Source organism: Micromonospora sp. NBS 11-29, from assembly GCF_002140155.1.
Taxonomy (GTDB): Bacteria; Actinomycetota; Actinomycetes; order Mycobacteriales; family Micromonosporaceae; genus Micromonospora.
On record NZ_NAPR01000004.1, the window covers coordinates 464,917 to 480,997 of the forward strand.

Here is a 16,081-nt window from a genome sequence, read left to right on the forward strand (position 1 = left end):
CCCTCTTCGTGGGCTGCCGATTCACCGACCGCGAGGTGGGCGCGGACCTGGTCCGCCGGGGCGCGAACGTCGTCCCGCCGTTCTCCGGGCTGCCCTACCCCACCCAGCCGTCCCACCTCTACACCGCCGACGACCTCGCCGCCGGCTTCACCGAGGGCGGCTTCGCCGAGATGTACGACACCCGGGTGTACGCGCACTTCCGGGCGCACGGCGGCGCGCTGCCGGACGTACGCGAGGCGCTCGGTCAGCGGCTGCACGACCACGGCGTGGACAACGCGCTGGCCGACGCCACCCGGGCCTGGCTGGCCGTGCACGGGCCGCAGTCCGTGGTGGGCGTGATGGGCGGGCACGCGGTGCCGCGCGGCAGCGCCGCGTACCGGATGGCGGCGGTGCTGGGCTGGGAGCTGGCGCGGGCCGACCGGCTGGTGGTGACCGGCGGCGGTCCGGGCGTGATGGAGGCGGCGAACCTGGGCGCGTTCCTCGCGGCCTGGCCGGCCGAGGAGTTGTCCGCCGCGATCGACCTGCTGGCCGCCGCGCCGGACTTCACCGACCACGACCGGTACACGGCGGCGGCGCTGGCGGTGCGCAGGCGGTACGCGGACGGCCCGGCGCTGCCCTCGCCCCGGCCGGCGGCGGCCGGCACCGAGTGGGCCCGGTCCGGCGGGCTCGCGATCCCCACCTGGCTGTACGGCCACGAACCGGCGAACCTGTTCGCCGGCCGGATCGCGAAGTACTTCTCCAACGCCATCCGGGAGGACACGATCCTGCGGCTGGCCCGGGGCGGGATCGTGTTCGCGCCCGGCCGGGCCGGCACCGTGCAGGAGGTGTTCCAGGCGGCCACCAAGACGTTCTACGGCACCGACGGGGCGAGCGGTGCGTACGTCTTCCTCGACCGCGCGTTCTGGACCGCCGAACTGCCGGTGGAGTCACTGCTGCGGCCGTTGTTCGCCGCCTCCCCGTTCGGCGACCTGTCCCACACGATCCACCTGACCGACGACGCGCGCGAGGCCGTCCACCTGCTGGTGCAGTGAAAGGAAGGGCCCCCTTTTAACGCCTCCGGTAGAGGAAGGGCCCCTTTTTAACGCCGAGCGTTAAGAAGGGGCCCTTCCTTACATCCGGGGTGTCACTTCATGGTGGTGCCGGTGGAGCGCAGGTGCTCGCAGGCCTCCACCACGCGGGCGGCCATGCCGGCCTCGGCAGCCTTGCCCCAGACGCGCGGGTCGTACAGCTTCTTGTTGCCGACCTCCCCGTCGACCTTCAGCACGCCGTCGTAGTTGCGGAACATGTGGTCCGCGACCGGGCGGGAGAACGTGTACTGGGTGTCGGTGTCGATGTTCATCTTCACCACGCCGTAGTCCAGCGCCTCCCGGATCTCCTCCAGCAGCGAGCCGGAGCCGCCGTGGAAGACCAGGCTGAGCGGCTTCTCCTTGCCGTACTTGGCGCCGACCGCGTCCTGGATCTGCTTGAGCACCTCGGGGCGGAGCTTCACGTTGCCCGGCTTGTAGACGCCGTGCACGTTGCCGAAGGTCAGCGCCGCCATGTAGCGGCCCTTCTCGCCGAGGCCGAGCGCGTCGACCATGGCCAGGCCGTCCTCGACGGTGGTGTAGAGCTTGTCGTTGATGGCGTTCTCAACGCCGTCCTCCTCGCCGCCGACCACACCGACCTCGATCTCGAGGACGATCTTGCCCTTGGCGGCCTCGGCGAGGAGCTGCTCCGCGATCTCCAGGTTCTCCGCCACCGGCACGGCCGAGCCGTCCCACATGTGCGACTGGAACAGCGGCTCCTGGCCGTTCTTGACCCGCTCCTGCGAGATGGCCATCAGCGGCCGGACGAACTTGTCCAGCTTGTCCTTCGGACAGTGGTCGGTGTGCAGCGCGATGTTGACCGGGTACTTCTTGGCCACCTCGTACGCGTACGCGGCGAACGCCGCCGCGCCGGTCACCATGTCCTTGATCGACGGGCCGGAGAGGTATTCCGCGCCGCCGGTGGAGACCTGGATGATGCCGTCGCTCTCCGCGTCGGCGAAGCCCTTGAGCGCCGCGTTCAGCGTCTGCGAGGAGGTCACGTTGATCGCGGGGTACGCGTACCGGCCGGCCTTGGCCCGGTCCAGCATCTCCGCGTAAGCCTCGGGGGAAGCGATGGGCATGTCGAACGCTCCTTACTTACCGCTCTCGGCCGTGCAGGCCGCTGTCTTCCATGGAGGCGACCGTCCCGGCCGCTGACTTCCACGGGTACGCCGGACCGCGCTGTCCACCGCGGGCAGTATCCCGTAGGAGCACCGGCGGGACGCAACCGACCCGGGCCCCGCTCACCGCCGCTCCAGCCTGTCCGGCACGGCGACGCTGATCAGCCAGCTCACCACCCCCATCACGATGGCCCCCCAGAAGGCCGCCCAGAAGCCGCGAACGTGGAACGGCAGGCGCAGCAGACCGGCGATCCAGTCCGTCAGCAGGAACAGCAGGGCGTTCACCACGAGCGCGAACAGACCGAGCGTGAGCAGGTAGAACACGCAGCCGAACACCTTGATGAGCGGCTTGAGCACGGCGTTGACCACGCCGAAGACGAGCGCCACCACGATCAGGGTGAACACCGTGTTGCCGCCGTTGCGTCCGGTCACCTCCACCCCGGGCACGATCAGCGTGGTGACCCACAGCGCGACCGCGGTGATCGCCAGTCGGATCAGGAAGCCCACGCCCTCATCCTGGCACCGGCCGCGCGCCGGGGGCGGGACAATCGCCGACTCCACCGTTCCGCCCGCCGCGCAGCGGTGGCCCGGACCAGCCCGTACGGTGGTGGTGGCAGCGACCGCACCGGCATCAGGGAGGGAAGATGGGCCAGCCCGACGAGGACTTCACCCCGAGCGACCACCTCGCTCCGGAGGAGCGGGACCCCGAGGCGGAGCCGGCCGACGCGGTCGAGCAGGCCGCCACGGTCACGCCCGACGACGCCGACGGCGAGCCCCACCGGGGCCTGGAGGTCGGCGACTGGGACGCCATGGAGCAGGCGCGGGTGGTCACCGCCGACGAGGACGACTACCGCTGACCCATGGGCGTGACCTCTTCAGGATGAGCGGCGACCCATCCGGCCAGGCGGTCGGCGCGTAGCGCGTCCAGGAAGCCGGGGGCGCGCGTCGGGTCCGGCTCGAACCCGCGTTCCGTCCACTCCTCGTATCGGACCGGCAGGCCGAGCGCGATCGGCTCGGCGGCGGCGGTCCGGGCCACCACCGACAGCAGCGCCGGCAGGGGCGTGTCCCCGGTGTCGACGGTGACGGCCGGACCGAGGCTGGTGATCAACCGACTGAGTTGCACCGGATCGGTCAGCGTCCCCCGCTCCCGCACCTGACGGAGCAGCCCGGCCGCGTACCGGGTGGCGTTGCGCTCCCGGTCCAACACGGCGTCGCGCAGGCCGTAACGCTGCCGGAGCAGATCCACCGCCTGCGCGCCGTCGAGCCGCTGACAACCGGCCGGGAACCGCCGGTGGGTGTGCACCGAGCGCACCGGCGCCGGCAGGCAGAGGGGCACGCCGCCGACCTCGTCGGTCAGCTTCCGGGTCGCCGCGTACGTGAGCACCGCGCCGGCGTCGATCCGTACCCCGGTCAGCCGGGTGACCGCCTGACGGGTGGCCCGGTAGCCGGCGCCCAGGTCCCCCGACGCGGCGGGCTCGGAGAAGGTCGCGTTGAGCTTCCCGGTGGACGTCCCGTCGGGCGTGGGCACCAGCATGTCGCGCGGGATGGAGACGAGGTAGAGCCGGTCCCGGTCGGCCGGGACGTGCACCAGCAGGATCGTGTCGGCACGCCGACTCGCGTCCACCTGGTCCAGGCCAAGCAGCAGCAGGTTCAGCGGGCCGCCGGGTACGGGTGCCGGCAGGGTGGCCAGGTGCCCGGGCTCCGGTGGGCGGGGTGCGACGACGGTGAACCCGACCAGTGCGACGGCGACCATCGCCAGCGCCGTGCCGGCGAGACGTACCCGACGTCGCCTCCGGCGGCGACGCGTCACCGACTGATCGATGGCGGCGCGGACCGGACCCGTGGGCGGGGTCAGCTTCTCGTGCCGGGCGAACGCGGCCCGCAGCTCGTCCTCGATCATGAGCAGACCTCCACATGTTCGGCTCGAAGGGTGGCCAGGGCACGCGAGATGCTGGACCGGACGGTGCCGACGGCGCAGCCGAGCACGTCGGCGATCTCCGCGTCGGGCAGGTCCTCGTAGTAGCGGAGCACCAGCGCGGCCCGCTGCCGCCGGGGTAGCCGGGCCAGCCAGGACCAGATCTGGTCGCGGTCCACCGCGGACTGGGCGTGGTCGGCCGGCTCTGCCACCGCGTCGTCCGGGTCACCGCGCAGCAGCACCCGGCGCGCCCACGAGCCGCGCCGCCAGTCGACGAACTGGTTGGTGAGCATCCGGCGCACGTACCGCTCCGGCACGTCGCTGCGGGCCACCCGCCGCCAGTTGAGCTGGACCCGGACCATGGTTTCCTGCACCAGGTCCTGGGCCTGGTGCGGGTCCCCGGTCAGCATGACCGCGTACCGCAGCAGGGCGCCCAGCCGCGCGTCGGCGAACTCCTCGTACGTCACTGCACCTCCCGGTGTCCCGACCGATAGACGGGTACGGGCCACCGGAACATTGCGGCGATAATGATCAACCGTTCGGTCAACGTTCGCCACCGGGGACAGCGCGCCGACTTAAGGAATCTTTAAGCTCCACGGGCTCCACCTGATCATCCCCACGGGAGGACCCCCCACATGCTCAGCAACTCCACCCGGCGTTGGTTCGCCGGGTTGGGCGTCGCAGGCGCGTTCGTCGCCGCCTCCGCCACTCCCGCGCTCGGTACGCCGCCCGCACTCCCCGAGCCGCCCGCGGACGACCTGCTGCTCTACGCCAACGACGCGATCGTCGCGCCCGGCGGTCCGGCCAAGGCGGTCACTCTCTACGCCTTCGCCGAGGCTCTACCCAAGGATGTCACCGTCACCGTGGACCACCGTGCGGTCGACGACTTCGCCGACATCACCTTGACCGACCGGATTCCCGGGTGCACGGACACCGCCGGCGTCCTCACCTGCCAACTCAAGGGCGCCGACGTCATCGACTACGTGCTCGACCTGACCGTCAAGGCGAAGGACACGGCCGAGGAGGGCGCCAAGGGTGACCTGCTTCTGAGCCTGGCGGCCAAGGGCGGAAAGGCGGTCAGCACGCGGTCGACCGTCGAGATCGGCGAGGGCGTGGACCTTCGGGCTCCAGAGCAGATCCGCCTCTCCGGTGCTCCGGGTGCCACGGTCCGGACCCCGCTCGGCGTGGCGAACATCGGCGACCGGGACGTGCACGGGACGGTGCTCCTCCTGGCCAGCATGCCGACGCTGACGCCGACAGCGAGCTACCGCAACTGCTCCAGCGTCACCGACTTCGGCTCGCAGTTGACCGTGTGCCGGTTCGACGACGACATCCCGGCGGGCGCAGGCCGCCAGCTCGACAGCTCCTCGGCCCTGAAGATCGCCGGTGACGCTTGGGCGCCGAGCCGCCAGTACGGTTCGGCCTTCTGGTTCACCGGGGCCGACTTCGAGGAGTTCGCCAAGGAGATCCTGCCGCAGGACGGCTGGCAGCAAGGCAGCGGCGACGCGCTCACGCTGGTGCCGGCCCCGTCCGCGCAGGCCCGGTCGCTTCGGCAGACCGACAACGATCCGACGAACAACATCACGTCTGTCGAGGTCGCCGTGACCGGCAACCAGCGGGCCGACCTCGCCGCCACCGGCGCCGAACTGCCGGGTACGCCAGGCCGGACGGTCACCGCCAAGGTCGGCTTCGTGAACCACGGCCCGGCCATGGCCAACACCTGGACGCCGGGTGAGATCGTCACCATCGCCCAGGTGACCGTGCCGGCCGGCGCGAAGGTCGTCAAGGCGCCCGAGGGGTGCTCGCCGGGCACGCTCGAGGAGCCGACCGGAGGGTACGGCGAGCCGGGCGCGCGCATCTACTCCTGCGAGTGGTACGGCATGCTGCACGCGGGTGATTCAGCGGTCTTCGCCTTCGGCCTGAAGATCGTCGAGGCGGGCGGCGCAGCGGGCAAGGTCGAGCTGCGTCACTTCGACCTCGACGACAAGGGGCAGATCGCCGACCTGAATCCGAAGAATGACTCCGCCGCGCTAGTCATCGCTGCTGAGGAGGGTGGCCAGGGTGGCGGCGGCACGCTGCCGATCACCGGCTCCTCCACCGGCTTGATCGCCGGCATCGGCGCGCTGCTGCTCGCCGCCGGCTTCGGCGGCTACGTGGTGGCCCGCCGCCGCAAGACCCGCTTCGTCGCCTGACCAAGCCCCACAGGTGCCCCGCCGACCCCCGCTCGGCGGGGCACCGCCATATCCAGACCCCGAAAGAAAAGACCCCACAAGCAGCACGGTCCGACCGAGAAACCCCCACCGCGCCCCGGAAACCCCCACGACAGAACCACAAGATCACGGGAGCATGAGAACTGTGCTGCTGACCCTCACCACGACCCACCGCCCGGCGACCGACCTCGGCCACCTCCTGGTCAAGCATCCGGATCGGGTGCAGGGCTTCGACCTGCCCACCGGCACCGCGCACGTCTTCTACCCCGAGGCGGACGAGGCGCGCTGCACGGCGGCGCTGCTGGTCGAGGTCGACCCGCTGAAGCTGGGTGGCGGCCGGGGCCGCCGGCAGACGTCCGCCCCGGAGGGCTTCACCCTCGGCCAGTACGTCAACGACCGCCCGTACGCGGCGTCCAGCCTGCTCTCCTCGGCGCTGGCGAAGGTGTTCCGCTCGGCCCTGCGCGGGGAGTCCCGGGACCGCCCCGAGCTGGCCGCCACCGCGATCCCGCTGACCGTACGGGTGCCGGTGCTGCGCTGCCGTGGCGGCGCGGAGCTGGCGGCACGGGTCTTCGCCCCGCTCGGCTGGAGCGTGACGGCCACCCCGATCCCACTCGACGAGGCGTACCCGGAATGGGGTGACAGCCGTTACGTCGATCTGACGCTGACCGGGACGCTGCGCCTGGCCGACGCCCTCAACCATCTCTACGTGCTGCTGCCGGTGCTGGACGACGCGAAGCACTACTGGGTCGCGCCGGACGAGGTGGACAAGCTGCTGCGGGCCGGCGCCGGCTGGCTCGCCGACCACCCGGAGCGGGGCCTGATCACCCGCCGATACCTGGCGCACCGGCGGGGGGCGGNGACGAGCCGCCCGCCGACGACAGCATCGACGCCGAGCAGCCCGACGAGACCCCGCGGGCCTCGCTGGCCGTGCGGCGACGGGACGCGGTGCTCGCCGCGCTACGCGACAACGGCGCGAGCCGGGTGCTGGATCTGGGCTGCGGTGGTGGCGCGCTGCTCGGCGCGCTGGTCGCCGACCGGCGGTTCACCGAGGTGGTGGGCGTCGACGTGGCCGACCGGTCGCTCGCCATGGCCGCCCGGCGGCTGCGGCTGGACCGGCTGCCGGAGCGCCAGCGGCAGCGCATCCACCTGTGGCAGTCGGCCCTGACCTACCGGGACGACCGGCTGCGCGGCTACGACGCGGCGGTGCTCATGGAGGTGGTCGAGCACCTCGACCCGCCTCGGCTGCCGGCGCTTGAGGACGCGGTCTTCGGTCACGCCCGGCCCGGCACGGTGGTGGTGACCACGCCGAACGTCGAGTACAACGTCCGCTACGAGGGGCTCGGGGCGGGTCGGTTCCGGCACGCCGACCACCGGTTCGAGTGGACCCGGGCGGAGTTCGCCGCCTGGGTGGCACGGGTGGCGGCGACGCACGGCTACACCGCCACGGTCGGCGGCGTCGGCGACGACGATCCGGAACTGGGCGCACCGACCCAGCTCGCGGTGCTGACCCGCACCGACCAGACCGGCCCGAGCACCGACCGGCAGACGGAGGAGACGGCCCGATGACCGTCCTGGACATTCCCGAACTCGCGCTGGTGGCCCTGGTGGGCGTCTCCGGCTCCGGCAAGTCCACGTTCGCCCGCCGGCACTTCGCGCCCAGCCAGGTGCTCTCCTCGGACACGTTCCGTTCTCTGGTGGCCGACGACGAGAACGACCAGTCCGCCTCCGGCGACGCGTTCGACGCGCTGCACCACGTGGCCGGGATCCGGCTGCGGCGGGGACGGCTGACCGTGGTGGACGCGACGAACCTCCAGCCGCACGCCCGGGCCGGGCTGATCCGGGTGGCCCGGGAACACGACGTGCTGCCGGTGGCGATCGTGCTGGACGTGCCGGAGGCGGTGGCCTGGGAGCGCACCGAGGCCCGCGCCGACCGGACGCACGGCCGGCAGGTGCTCAACCGGATGCGGCGTGACCTGCGGCAGTCGTACTCGCGGTTGGCGCGGGAGGGCTTCCGCAAGGTGCATGTGCTGCGCGGGGTGGAGGAGATCGACGCCGCGGAGATCCGCTTCGAGCGGCTGTTCAACGACCGGCGGGAGCTGACCGGGCCGTTCGACATCGTCGGTGACGTGCACGGCTGCCGCGAGGAGTTGGAGACGCTGCTGTCCCGGCTCGGCTACGCGCTGCGTCGCGACGACGCGGGCCGCCCGGTGGACGCGTCGCACCCCGCCGGGCGTACCGCGGTCTTCGTCGGTGACCTGGTGGACCGCGGCCCGGACTCGCCCGGCGTGCTCCGCCTGGTCATGGGCATGGTGGCGGCGGGCCACGCGATCTGCGTGCCGGGCAACCACGAGCAGAAGCTGCTGCGCAAGCTGCGCGGCCGGGACGTGCGGCTCACCCACGGCCTGGCCGAGACGATGGCGCAGCTCGCCGCGGAGCCGGCGGGGTTCGTCGCCGAGGCGGAGACGTTCATCGACGGCCTGGTCAGCCACTACGTGCTGGACGGCGGCCGGCTGGTGGTGGCGCACGCCGGCCTGAAGGAGGCGTACCACGGCCGGGCGTCCGGCCGGGTGCGGTCGTTCGCGCTCTACGGCGAGACCACCGGCGAGACCGACGAGTACGGCCTGCCGGTGCGCTACCCGTGGGCGAACGACTACCGGGGCTCGGCCATGGTCGTGTACGGGCACACGCCGACGCCGGTGCCGGAGTGGGTCAACAACACCATCTGCCTGGACACCGGCTGCGTGTTCGGCGGGAAGCTGACCGCGCTGCGCTACCCGGAGAAGGAGCTGGTCGCGGTGCCGGCGGTGAAGGAGTGGTACGCCCCGGTCCGCCCGCTGGTGCCGCCCACCCCGACGCGGCCGGACACGGTGCTCGACCTGGCCGACGTGACCGGGCGGCGGCACCTCACCCACGGGTACGGGTCGTTGACCGTGCCGGCGGAGAACGCCGCCGCCGCGCTTGAGGTGATGAGCCGGTTCGCAGTCGACCCGGGTCGGCTGGGGTGGCTGCCGCCGACCATGGCGCCCTGCTCGACGTCGACGGTCGAGGGGTTCCTGGAGCACCCGGCGGAGGCGTTCGCCGACTACCGCGCGGCCGGCGTCGACCGGGTGGTCTGCGAGGAGAAGCACATGGGCTCGCGGGCCGTGGTGCTGGTGGAGCGGGAGCCGGGCCGGTTCGGCGGCGGGGCGGTGCACACCCGTACCGGTCGGCCGTTCTTCGGGTCGCCGCTCGACGACGAGTTGCTGGCCCGGGTGCGCGCGGCGGTCACCACCGCCGGCCTCTGGGCCGAGTTGGGCACCGACTGGCTGCTCCTCGACGCTGAGCTGCTGCCGTGGTCGGCGAAGGCGGGCGGGCTGATCCGGGAGCAGTACGCCGGGGTCGGCGCGGCCGGCCGGGCGGCCCTGCCGGCGGTGCTGGCCACGCTGGACGCCGCCGCCGGGCGCGGGTTGCCGGTGGACGGGCTGCATGCCCGGATGGCGACGCGGGCGGCCGAGGTGGCCGCGTACTCGGCGGCGTACCGGGCGTACGTCGGACCGACGGACGGGCTGCGCGGGGTGACGCTGGCGCCGTTCGCGGTGCTGGCCGGCGCCGGGGCCAGCTACGCCGACCGGGACCACGGCTGGCACCTGGCGCTGGCCGACCGGTTGTGCGCGGCCGACCCGGAGTTCTTCACTCCGACCCGGCGACAGGTGGTGGAGCTGGCCGACGAGGCGGCGGTAGCTGCGGCCACGGACTGGTGGCTGGCGCTGACCGCAGCCGGCGGCGAGGGCATGGTGGTCAAGCCGTACGCGGGGCTGGCCGCCCGCTCGCCGAAGGGCGCGCTGGTCCAGCCGGGGATCAAGTGCCGCGGCCGGGAGTACCTGCGGATCATCTACGGGCCCGGGTACACCGAGCCGGCGCAGCTCGCCGCGCTGCGCCGTCGCTCGCTGGGTCGCAAGCGCGGGCTGGCCCTGCGGGAGCACGGCCTGGGTCTGGCCNCGCGATCCTCGCCTGCGAGTCCGAGCCGGTCGACCCGCGCCTCTAGCCCAGGTAAGCCCGGTCCGGCGCGGTGCCGGACCGGGCCCGGGTACCCTTTGTGGCCGTGGACACAGCTGAGAAGACGCGGATGATCTCCGAGAACGTGGCGTTGAACCCGCTCGACCCGAAGGACCTCATCCACACCTTCGGGATGATCGGTGTCTGGGTGATCCTGTTCGCCGAGACCGGTCTGCTGGTCGGCTTCTTCTTCCCGGGTGACTCGCTGCTGTTCCTCGCCGGGGTGGCCGCCTCACCGGTGGCCGACGCCATCTTCGGCGACGGCACCCGGTTGTCGCTGGCCGGGCTGATGATCGGCGGCCCGCTCTGCGCGATCGCCGGCGCCCAGCTCGGGCACTGGCTGGGTGCACGCTACGGCCGGCGCATGTTCGACAAGCCGAACTCGCGGCTGTTCAAGCGGGAGTACGTGGCGAAGGCGGAGTACTACTTCCAGAAGTTCGGCCCGGCCAAGGCCGTGGTGCTGGCCCGCTTCATCCCGATCGTGCGGACGTTCCTCAACCCGGTGGCCGGGGTGCTCGGTATGCCGGCCCGGCAGTTCTTCATCTGGAACGTGGTCGGCGCGGTCCTCTGGGTGGACGGCATCCTGCTGATCGGCTACCTGCTGGCCCGTCAGATCTACGACGCCATCGGCGACAAGATCGACCACTACATCCTGCCGGTGGTCGCGCTGATCATCGTGATCTCGGTGCTGCCGATCTTCTTCGAGTTCCTGCGTGACCGGAAGGCGCGCAAGCGCGGCGAGGCGGTCGCGGTGGTCGCGGCGGCGACCGCGGCCGGCGCGGTGGACGCGGCCCGGGACGCCATGGACGGCGACGACCACCCGCACGGGCACGGGCACGGCGGGCAGCACCGCCGCTGACCACACGGACACCGAAGGCCGGCCCCCGGGCGGGAGCCGGCCTTCGACCACGACCTGTGCGGGCACGAGACGGGCACACGACAGACGGCAGGCGTCAGCGTGCGGTGGTGGCGCCACCCCTGGCACGCCACCGGTCGACCCGGGCCCGCTACGGGCCCGGAGTCAGCGAGCCTTCTTGGTGGCCCGCTTCCGCGGCGGGGTGAGCAGATCCGCGATCGTCGCGATCGCGGTCGGCACCAGCCGGTAGTACGCCCAGACCCCACGCTTCTCCCGCTCCAGCAAGCCGGCCTCGGTGAGGATGCGCAGGTGGTGGCTGACCGTCGGCTGCGAGAGGCCGAGCGGCGCGGTGAGGTCACACACGCACGCCTCCCCCTCGGGAGCCGACTGGATCAGGCTGAGCAGCCGCAGCCGGGCGGGGTCGGCGAGGGCCTTGAGGACCCCCGCAAGCCGCTCGGCGTCGGCGCGTTCGATCGGCTCGCCGGCAAGCGGCGAGATCTGAGGCATGGTCATTTCAGCCAACGCAGTTCCCACGTATTCCATCCTTCCACCAGCAGCATCGATCCGCCTGCATATCAGCAGATCCGAATCGGCAAACTTTTAGGCCACAAGGCCGAGGTCAGCCAACGTATAGGCCGCCCGATAAGGCAATCCGGCGGCTCGCACCGCGTCGCCGGCACCTCGATCAACAATAACCGCCACACCGACCACCTCGGCCCCGGCCTCACGCAGTGCTTCGACCGCGGTCAACACACTGCCACCCGTGGTCGAGGTGTCCTCCACCGCCAGCACCCGGCGCCCACCCACGTCAGGCCCCTCGATGCGGCGCTGGAGGCCGTGCGCCTTACCCGCCTTCCGGACCACGAACGCGTCCAACGGACGGTCGCTGCCCGCCGAGGCGTGCAGCATCGCGGCGGCCACCGGATCGGCCCCCAGGGTCAACCCGCCGACCGCCTCGTACGCCCAGTCTGCGGTGAGGTCGCGCATCACCCGGCCGATCAGGGGAGCGGCCCGGTGATGGAGCGTGACGCGACGCAGATCGACGTACCAGTCCGCCTCGCGTCCCGACGAGAGCACCACCCGGCCGTGCACCACGGCCAGGTCAGTGATGAATTTACGCAGGTCGTCGTGGTCGCCCATGGCGATAGAGCGTACTTCGCAAGTCTGGACGCCGTCCGTCGGGCCCACCCGGAACAGCCTCCCGAGCAACCGATGAGTGGCAATGTTCCGCTACTCTGCGCGACCACTCGCACGGGGGGGGCCGGCGGGGTGTGCCGGCACCGGCATCGGCATCGGTCAGTCGCGCGCCCGGTCGACCTTTCCCCGGGTGTCCCGGGTGAAGCCGCGCAGCAGGCGTTTCGGCGCGTGTCGCAGCCCGGCCACGGCGAGCTTGTACTTCCAGTCCGGCACGCTCACCAGCCTGCCTTTCCGCAGGTCACGCAGCCCTTCATCAACCACGTCGTCGGCCCGCAGCCAGGCCCAGGCGGGCAGTCGCGACATGTCGATGCCGGCGCGCTCGTGATTACCGGTGCGCGTGTAACCGGGGCAGAGCNCTTGCTGGCGGAATAGGTCGATCCCGGCATGGGGACACCGAACCCAGCGACCGAAGAGACATTTATCACTGCCCCATGTCCCCGCTCGATCATTGGTCCGAGCGCCGCCTGGGTGAGCCGGAGCACCGCGACCACGTTCAGCCGCACCAACCGGGCCTCGTCCGCGACCGGCGATCGCACGAACGGGGTGTTCAAACTGATCCCGGCGTTGTTCACCAGCAGGTCCACCGGCGGCTCGGCGGTCAGCCGGCGTTCCACCGCCGCGCAGCCGTCGTCCGTGGACAGATCGGCCGACAGGGTCTCCACCTCACCGCCGTGCCGGCCGGTCAGCTCGGTCGCCAGGGCATCGAGCCGGGCGGCGTCCCGGGCCACCAGCACGAGGTCCCAGCCGTCGGCGGCGAGCCGACGGGCGAACGCCTCGCCGATGCCCAGGCTGGCACCGGTGACCAGGCCGCATCGCCGGGATGAGGGGGCCGGCGCGGTCACCGGGGCTCCTCGGCGGCGGACGTCGGCCCGACCTGCGGCGTCGCGTCCGCCGATGGCGGTGACGAGAACGGCGGGGACGAGGAGGGCGAAGGCCCGGCCGGCGGCGCGGCCGGGCCGGGCGGTGGGAGCAGGCCGGACGGCGGTCCCCAGGGCGTGGGCCCGGCGGCGGGAGCGCCGGACACGGTCGCGCCGTAACCGGAGGCCGGCCCCGGGACGGCGGGAGCCGGGGCGCGGTACAGGAAGGCGTTGACCGACGGCAGCGTGAGCAGCCCGGCCACCACCAGGTAGCCGAGGACCTGGGCCACCATCAGGGCCGCGTTCACCGGGATCCACCAGGCCGGATATGCGTCCCCGACCAGCCCCAGCAGGTCGGCGGTGACGCGCTCGTCGGTGCCGAACCGCAGGGGCGCGGCCCGCTGCCCGGCCAGCACCGCCAGCCCGCAGCAGCCGCCGAGCAGCCCCAGCCCGGCGACCACCCAGGTGCTCACCCGCGCGCCGGGGCGGCCGACGCGCAGGCCGAGCGCCAGCCCGACCAGCAGCAGCGCGGCCAGCACGCCGAGCACGGCGGCCAGCACCGTCGAACCGCGCAGCAGACCGGCCACCCGGTCGATGTCGCCGCCGCCCGCGTCGGTGTCCGCCGCCGCGGCCCGGAACCGGTCCACCGTGCCACCGGCGACCACGAGGTTCGTCACCGCGTACGCCACGGCGCCGACCGCCATCAGCAGCAGCACCGCCACCGCCGCGACGACCGCGCCCGGCGGGCGGGGCGCGGCCCGATCGGGGTACGACACGACGGATCCCTCCGGTAGGCGTTGGCTTGCAACCTACTCGGAGGGACCGTCGGCGTCGCTGTTATCCGGCCGTCAACTTCCGGCGGGCGGCTCCGGGTCACGGCGCTCGCCCGGCTGACCGGTCGGCCCGGTCGGCCCGGCCGGCGGCTGTCCACCGGGGCCCGTCGGCGGCAGCCCGCCGGTCGACTGGCCGNTACGCCGGGTCGGTGGGCTGACCCGGGGCCGACGGGTAGGCCGGGTCGGTCGGCTGACCCGGGGCCGACGGGTAGGCCGGGTAGGCGCCACCCGGGACCGGCGGCTCCCATGCCTGCTTCGGCTTGCGGAAGAACTCGTTCGCCTTCGGCAGCGCCAGCAGGATCAGCGCGGCCAGCAGGGCGAGCAGCGCGACCAGGCCGAGCAACAGGCTGACCGGGCCGTACCAGGACGGCAGCGTGTCCTCCAGCCGACGCTGGATCTCCTCCGCGCTGGGCAGGTCGCCGTTGGTGTTGCCGCCCCCGCCCAGCGTGCCACCGGAGACGCCGTTGAGCAGGCCGCCGCCGGTGCAGCAGAGCAGGATGCCGCCGACCACCCAGGTGGTGATCCGGGAGGCGTTCTTCCCCCGGTTGTTCAGCAGCGCCAGCACGACGAGCCCGGCCGCGAGCAGCAGCGTCAGGATCGACGAGCCGATGGTGAAGGCGTACGCGATGTCACCCGCCGACTCGGCCGAGGTGCCGGCGTACGCGTCCTTGAGCACATCGCGGATCTTGCCGATGACGGCCAGCGTCACGATCAGGTTCAGCACCTGGATGACGGCGACGAGAATGAGCAGCCAACTGGAAAGCGTCACCACACTGGGACGCGCGCGGGGCGTGGTGCCCGGAGCATCGACCATGTCTTTTCCTCCCTGGATCAGATCATTACCGTAGCGATGTCTGGCCAGGTGGGCACGGCAAGCGGGCTCACCGGTCGGCGGCGCGGCGCAACCGCCGGTGCTCGGCGGTGACCACGCCGAGCAGGGCCAGGTCGAGCGCGACCGCGAAGACCGCGCCGAACTGGTTGACGGTGAAGTTGAAGACCTGCCCGAACAGCAGGTCGACCAGCAGGGCCAGCTTGAACAGCCGGAACGCCTCGGTCCGGTTGCGCCGCAGCAGCCAGGCCGCCCACAGGCCGAGCACGGCGGTGACCAGCGCGGTGGCGCTGACGCCGAGCACCGCCCCCCACTCCCGTTCCTGGTTCAAAGCACCGGTCACGCCGTTCACGATCACCGTCACCACGGTCACCACCGGCTCCACCACCAGCCAGACCACGACCGGCCAGACCAGCCAGCGCTGCGCCACCGCCCAGCCGGCGAGACGCGCGGCCCAGCGGGCGCCGCGCTGCCAGAACCGCACCGGGGGCGGTTCCCGGTGGGGCACCGCGTCCAGCAACTGCACCAGGGCCGCCTCGGTGGCCGGCCCGGTGCCCTGCACCAGGCGCAGCACGGCGATCCGACGCCGGTCGGTCAGCCCGCCCGGTAGTCCGCTGAGCACCAGGTCCAGCGCGTTGGCGGTGCGTTCGGCCGGGGTCAGCCGGGATCGGCCGGTGCGCCCGCGTACCGCCTGGGTGAGCAGGACGAGCAGCGCGAACGCGACGTAGATGATCGCGGCGGCCGGGGCGTAGAAGTAGTCGGTGGGGGCGGTGACGAACTTGCCCACCTCGTCGATGAACAGGCCGAACCCGACGCCGCCGACCACCGCCCCGGCGGTGCGCGGCCCGCCCCCGAGGAAGACGAGCGCGATCCCCAGGCCGACGACGAGCAGCAGGCCGCCCCAGAGGACGTGCGCGATGTGCAGCCCGCCGCCGCCGAGCTGCGGAAAGTTGGTGGCGTGGAGGTATGCCCGGACGGCGAGCACGGTGACCACGCCGGAGAGCACGAACGCCTGGAGGTAGGCGGCGGCGCCGAGCGCCCGGGTCGGCAGCCGGCGGGCCAGTCGGTGCGGTGACCGCATGCTCCGAAACCTAGTAGCCGCGCCACTCCTCGCGGGCGTACTCCAGCACCCTGGGCTGCAACAACGTTGATGCCGGCACGTCC

Annotated in this window: 12 protein-coding genes and 4 pseudogenes; 7 read left to right on the forward strand and 9 right to left on the reverse strand. The window is 72.5% G+C overall.

What is annotated here, in order from left to right; translation table 11 throughout:
• A pseudogene (locus tag B1205_RS06220) lies at positions 1-1,031 on the forward strand (LOG family protein); the annotation flags it as partial.
• A 92-nt stretch (positions 1,032-1,123) separates the two neighbouring features.
• Here B1205_RS06220 and fbaA read toward each other — a convergent pair.
• Both fbaA and B1205_RS06230 read right to left on the reverse strand, forming a co-directional pair.
• Complete coding sequence (fbaA, locus tag B1205_RS06225) at positions 1,124-2,146, reverse strand: class II fructose-bisphosphate aldolase (protein WP_089154719.1); 1,023 nt, start codon at positions 2,144-2,146, stop codon at positions 1,124-1,126.
• 162 nt (positions 2,147-2,308) lie between these two features.
• Positions 2,309-2,692 carry a phage holin family protein gene (locus B1205_RS06230; RefSeq protein ID WP_089154720.1) on the reverse strand — a complete coding sequence of 128 codons (384 nt, stop codon included), beginning with the start codon at positions 2,690-2,692 and terminating at the stop codon, positions 2,309-2,311.
• Between the two features lie 137 nt (positions 2,693-2,829).
• Here B1205_RS06230 and B1205_RS06235 point away from each other — a divergent pair, with 137 nt between their 5' ends.
• Positions 2,830-3,042: a hypothetical protein gene (locus B1205_RS06235; protein ID WP_089154721.1), complete on the forward strand. Its 213-nt coding sequence runs from the start codon at positions 2,830-2,832 to the stop codon at positions 3,040-3,042.
• Here B1205_RS06235 and B1205_RS06240 read toward each other — a convergent pair.
• Together B1205_RS06240 and B1205_RS06245 are read right to left on the reverse strand one after the other, a co-directional pair.
• On the reverse strand, positions 3,033-4,085 hold the full coding sequence (locus B1205_RS06240) for an LCP family protein (RefSeq protein ID WP_089154722.1): 1,053 nt from the start codon (positions 4,083-4,085) through the stop codon (positions 3,033-3,035). The genes B1205_RS06235 and B1205_RS06240 overlap by 10 nt on opposite strands.
• The gene (locus B1205_RS06245; protein WP_089154723.1) at positions 4,082-4,567 is read right to left on the reverse strand and encodes a SigE family RNA polymerase sigma factor; all 486 of its coding nucleotides are present in this window, start codon (positions 4,565-4,567) and stop codon (positions 4,082-4,084) included. Before B1205_RS06245 ends, B1205_RS06240 begins: the two co-directional genes overlap by 4 nt.
• A 168-nt stretch (positions 4,568-4,735) precedes the next feature.
• Between B1205_RS06245 and B1205_RS06250 the strand changes: the two genes are divergently transcribed.
• The 5 genes and pseudogenes from B1205_RS06250 to B1205_RS06265 all read left to right on the forward strand — a co-directional run bounded on the left by B1205_RS06250 (position 4,736) and on the right by B1205_RS06265 (position 11,204).
• On the forward strand, positions 4,736-6,292 hold the full coding sequence (locus B1205_RS06250; protein WP_089154724.1) for an LPXTG cell wall anchor domain-containing protein: 1,557 nt from the start codon (positions 4,736-4,738) through the stop codon (positions 6,290-6,292).
• Between the two features lie 154 nt (positions 6,293-6,446).
• Positions 6,447-7,103: pseudogene (locus B1205_RS33285) on the forward strand (3' terminal RNA ribose 2'-O-methyltransferase Hen1); the annotation flags it as partial.
• Positions 7,104-7,291: 188 nt separating this feature from the next.
• The gene (locus B1205_RS33290) at positions 7,292-7,876 is read left to right on the forward strand and encodes a methyltransferase (RefSeq protein WP_441338443.1); all 585 of its coding nucleotides are present in this window, start codon (positions 7,292-7,294) and stop codon (positions 7,874-7,876) included.
• Positions 7,873-10,334 (forward strand): annotated as a pseudogene (locus B1205_RS06260) (polynucleotide kinase-phosphatase). The gene B1205_RS33290 and the pseudogene B1205_RS06260 overlap by 4 nt, the downstream one beginning before the upstream one ends.
• Before the next feature lie 81 nt (positions 10,335-10,415).
• On the forward strand, positions 10,416-11,204 hold the full coding sequence (locus B1205_RS06265; RefSeq protein WP_441338454.1) for a DedA family protein: 789 nt from the start codon (positions 10,416-10,418) through the stop codon (positions 11,202-11,204).
• Between the two features lie 162 nt (positions 11,205-11,366).
• Here B1205_RS06265 and B1205_RS06270 read toward each other — a convergent pair whose 3' ends face one another.
• The 5 genes and pseudogenes from B1205_RS06270 to B1205_RS06295 all read right to left on the reverse strand — a co-directional run bounded on the left by B1205_RS06270 (position 11,367) and on the right by B1205_RS06295 (position 15,968).
• Positions 11,367-11,744, reverse strand: coding sequence for an ArsR/SmtB family transcription factor (locus tag B1205_RS06270; RefSeq protein ID WP_007073957.1), 378 nt, complete (start codon positions 11,742-11,744; stop codon positions 11,367-11,369).
• A gap of 57 nt (positions 11,745-11,801) precedes the next feature.
• Complete coding sequence (gene pyrE, locus B1205_RS06275) at positions 11,802-12,341, reverse strand: orotate phosphoribosyltransferase (RefSeq protein ID WP_089154957.1); 540 nt, start codon at positions 12,339-12,341, stop codon at positions 11,802-11,804.
• Positions 12,342-12,497: 156 nt separating this feature from the next.
• A pseudogene (locus tag B1205_RS06280) lies at positions 12,498-13,240 on the reverse strand (SDR family NAD(P)-dependent oxidoreductase).
• The gene (locus tag B1205_RS06285) at positions 13,237-14,031 is read right to left on the reverse strand and encodes a hypothetical protein (protein ID WP_254909749.1); all 795 of its coding nucleotides are present in this window, start codon (positions 14,029-14,031) and stop codon (positions 13,237-13,239) included. The pseudogene B1205_RS06280 and the gene B1205_RS06285 overlap by 4 nt, the downstream one beginning before the upstream one ends.
• Before the next feature lie 938 nt (positions 14,032-14,969).
• Positions 14,970-15,968, reverse strand: a complete 999-nt coding sequence (locus tag B1205_RS06295; protein ID WP_176308477.1) for a hypothetical protein — start codon at positions 15,966-15,968, stop codon at positions 14,970-14,972.
• Positions 15,969-16,081 lie beyond the last annotated feature (113 nt).

Coding starts and splice junctions, on each gene's coding strand:
- B1205_RS06240 (WP_089154722.1), bottom strand. CDS start 4,085: ATGATCGAGGACGAGCTGCGGGCCGCGTTCGCCCGGCACGAGAAGCTG.
- pyrE (WP_089154957.1), bottom strand. CDS start 12,341: ATGGGCGACCACGACGACCTGCGTAAATTCATCACTGACCTGGCCGTG.
- B1205_RS06235 (WP_089154721.1), top strand. CDS start 2,830: ATGGGCCAGCCCGACGAGGACTTCACCCCGAGCGACCACCTCGCTCCG.
- B1205_RS06265 (WP_441338454.1), top strand. CDS start 10,416: ATGATCTCCGAGAACGTGGCGTTGAACCCGCTCGACCCGAAGGACCTC.
- fbaA (WP_089154719.1), bottom strand. CDS start 2,146: ATGCCCATCGCTTCCCCCGAGGCTTACGCGGAGATGCTGGACCGGGCC.
- B1205_RS06270 (WP_007073957.1), bottom strand. CDS start 11,744: ATGGAATACGTGGGAACTGCGTTGGCTGAAATGACCATGCCTCAGATC.
- B1205_RS06250 (WP_089154724.1), top strand. CDS start 4,736: ATGCTCAGCAACTCCACCCGGCGTTGGTTCGCCGGGTTGGGCGTCGCA.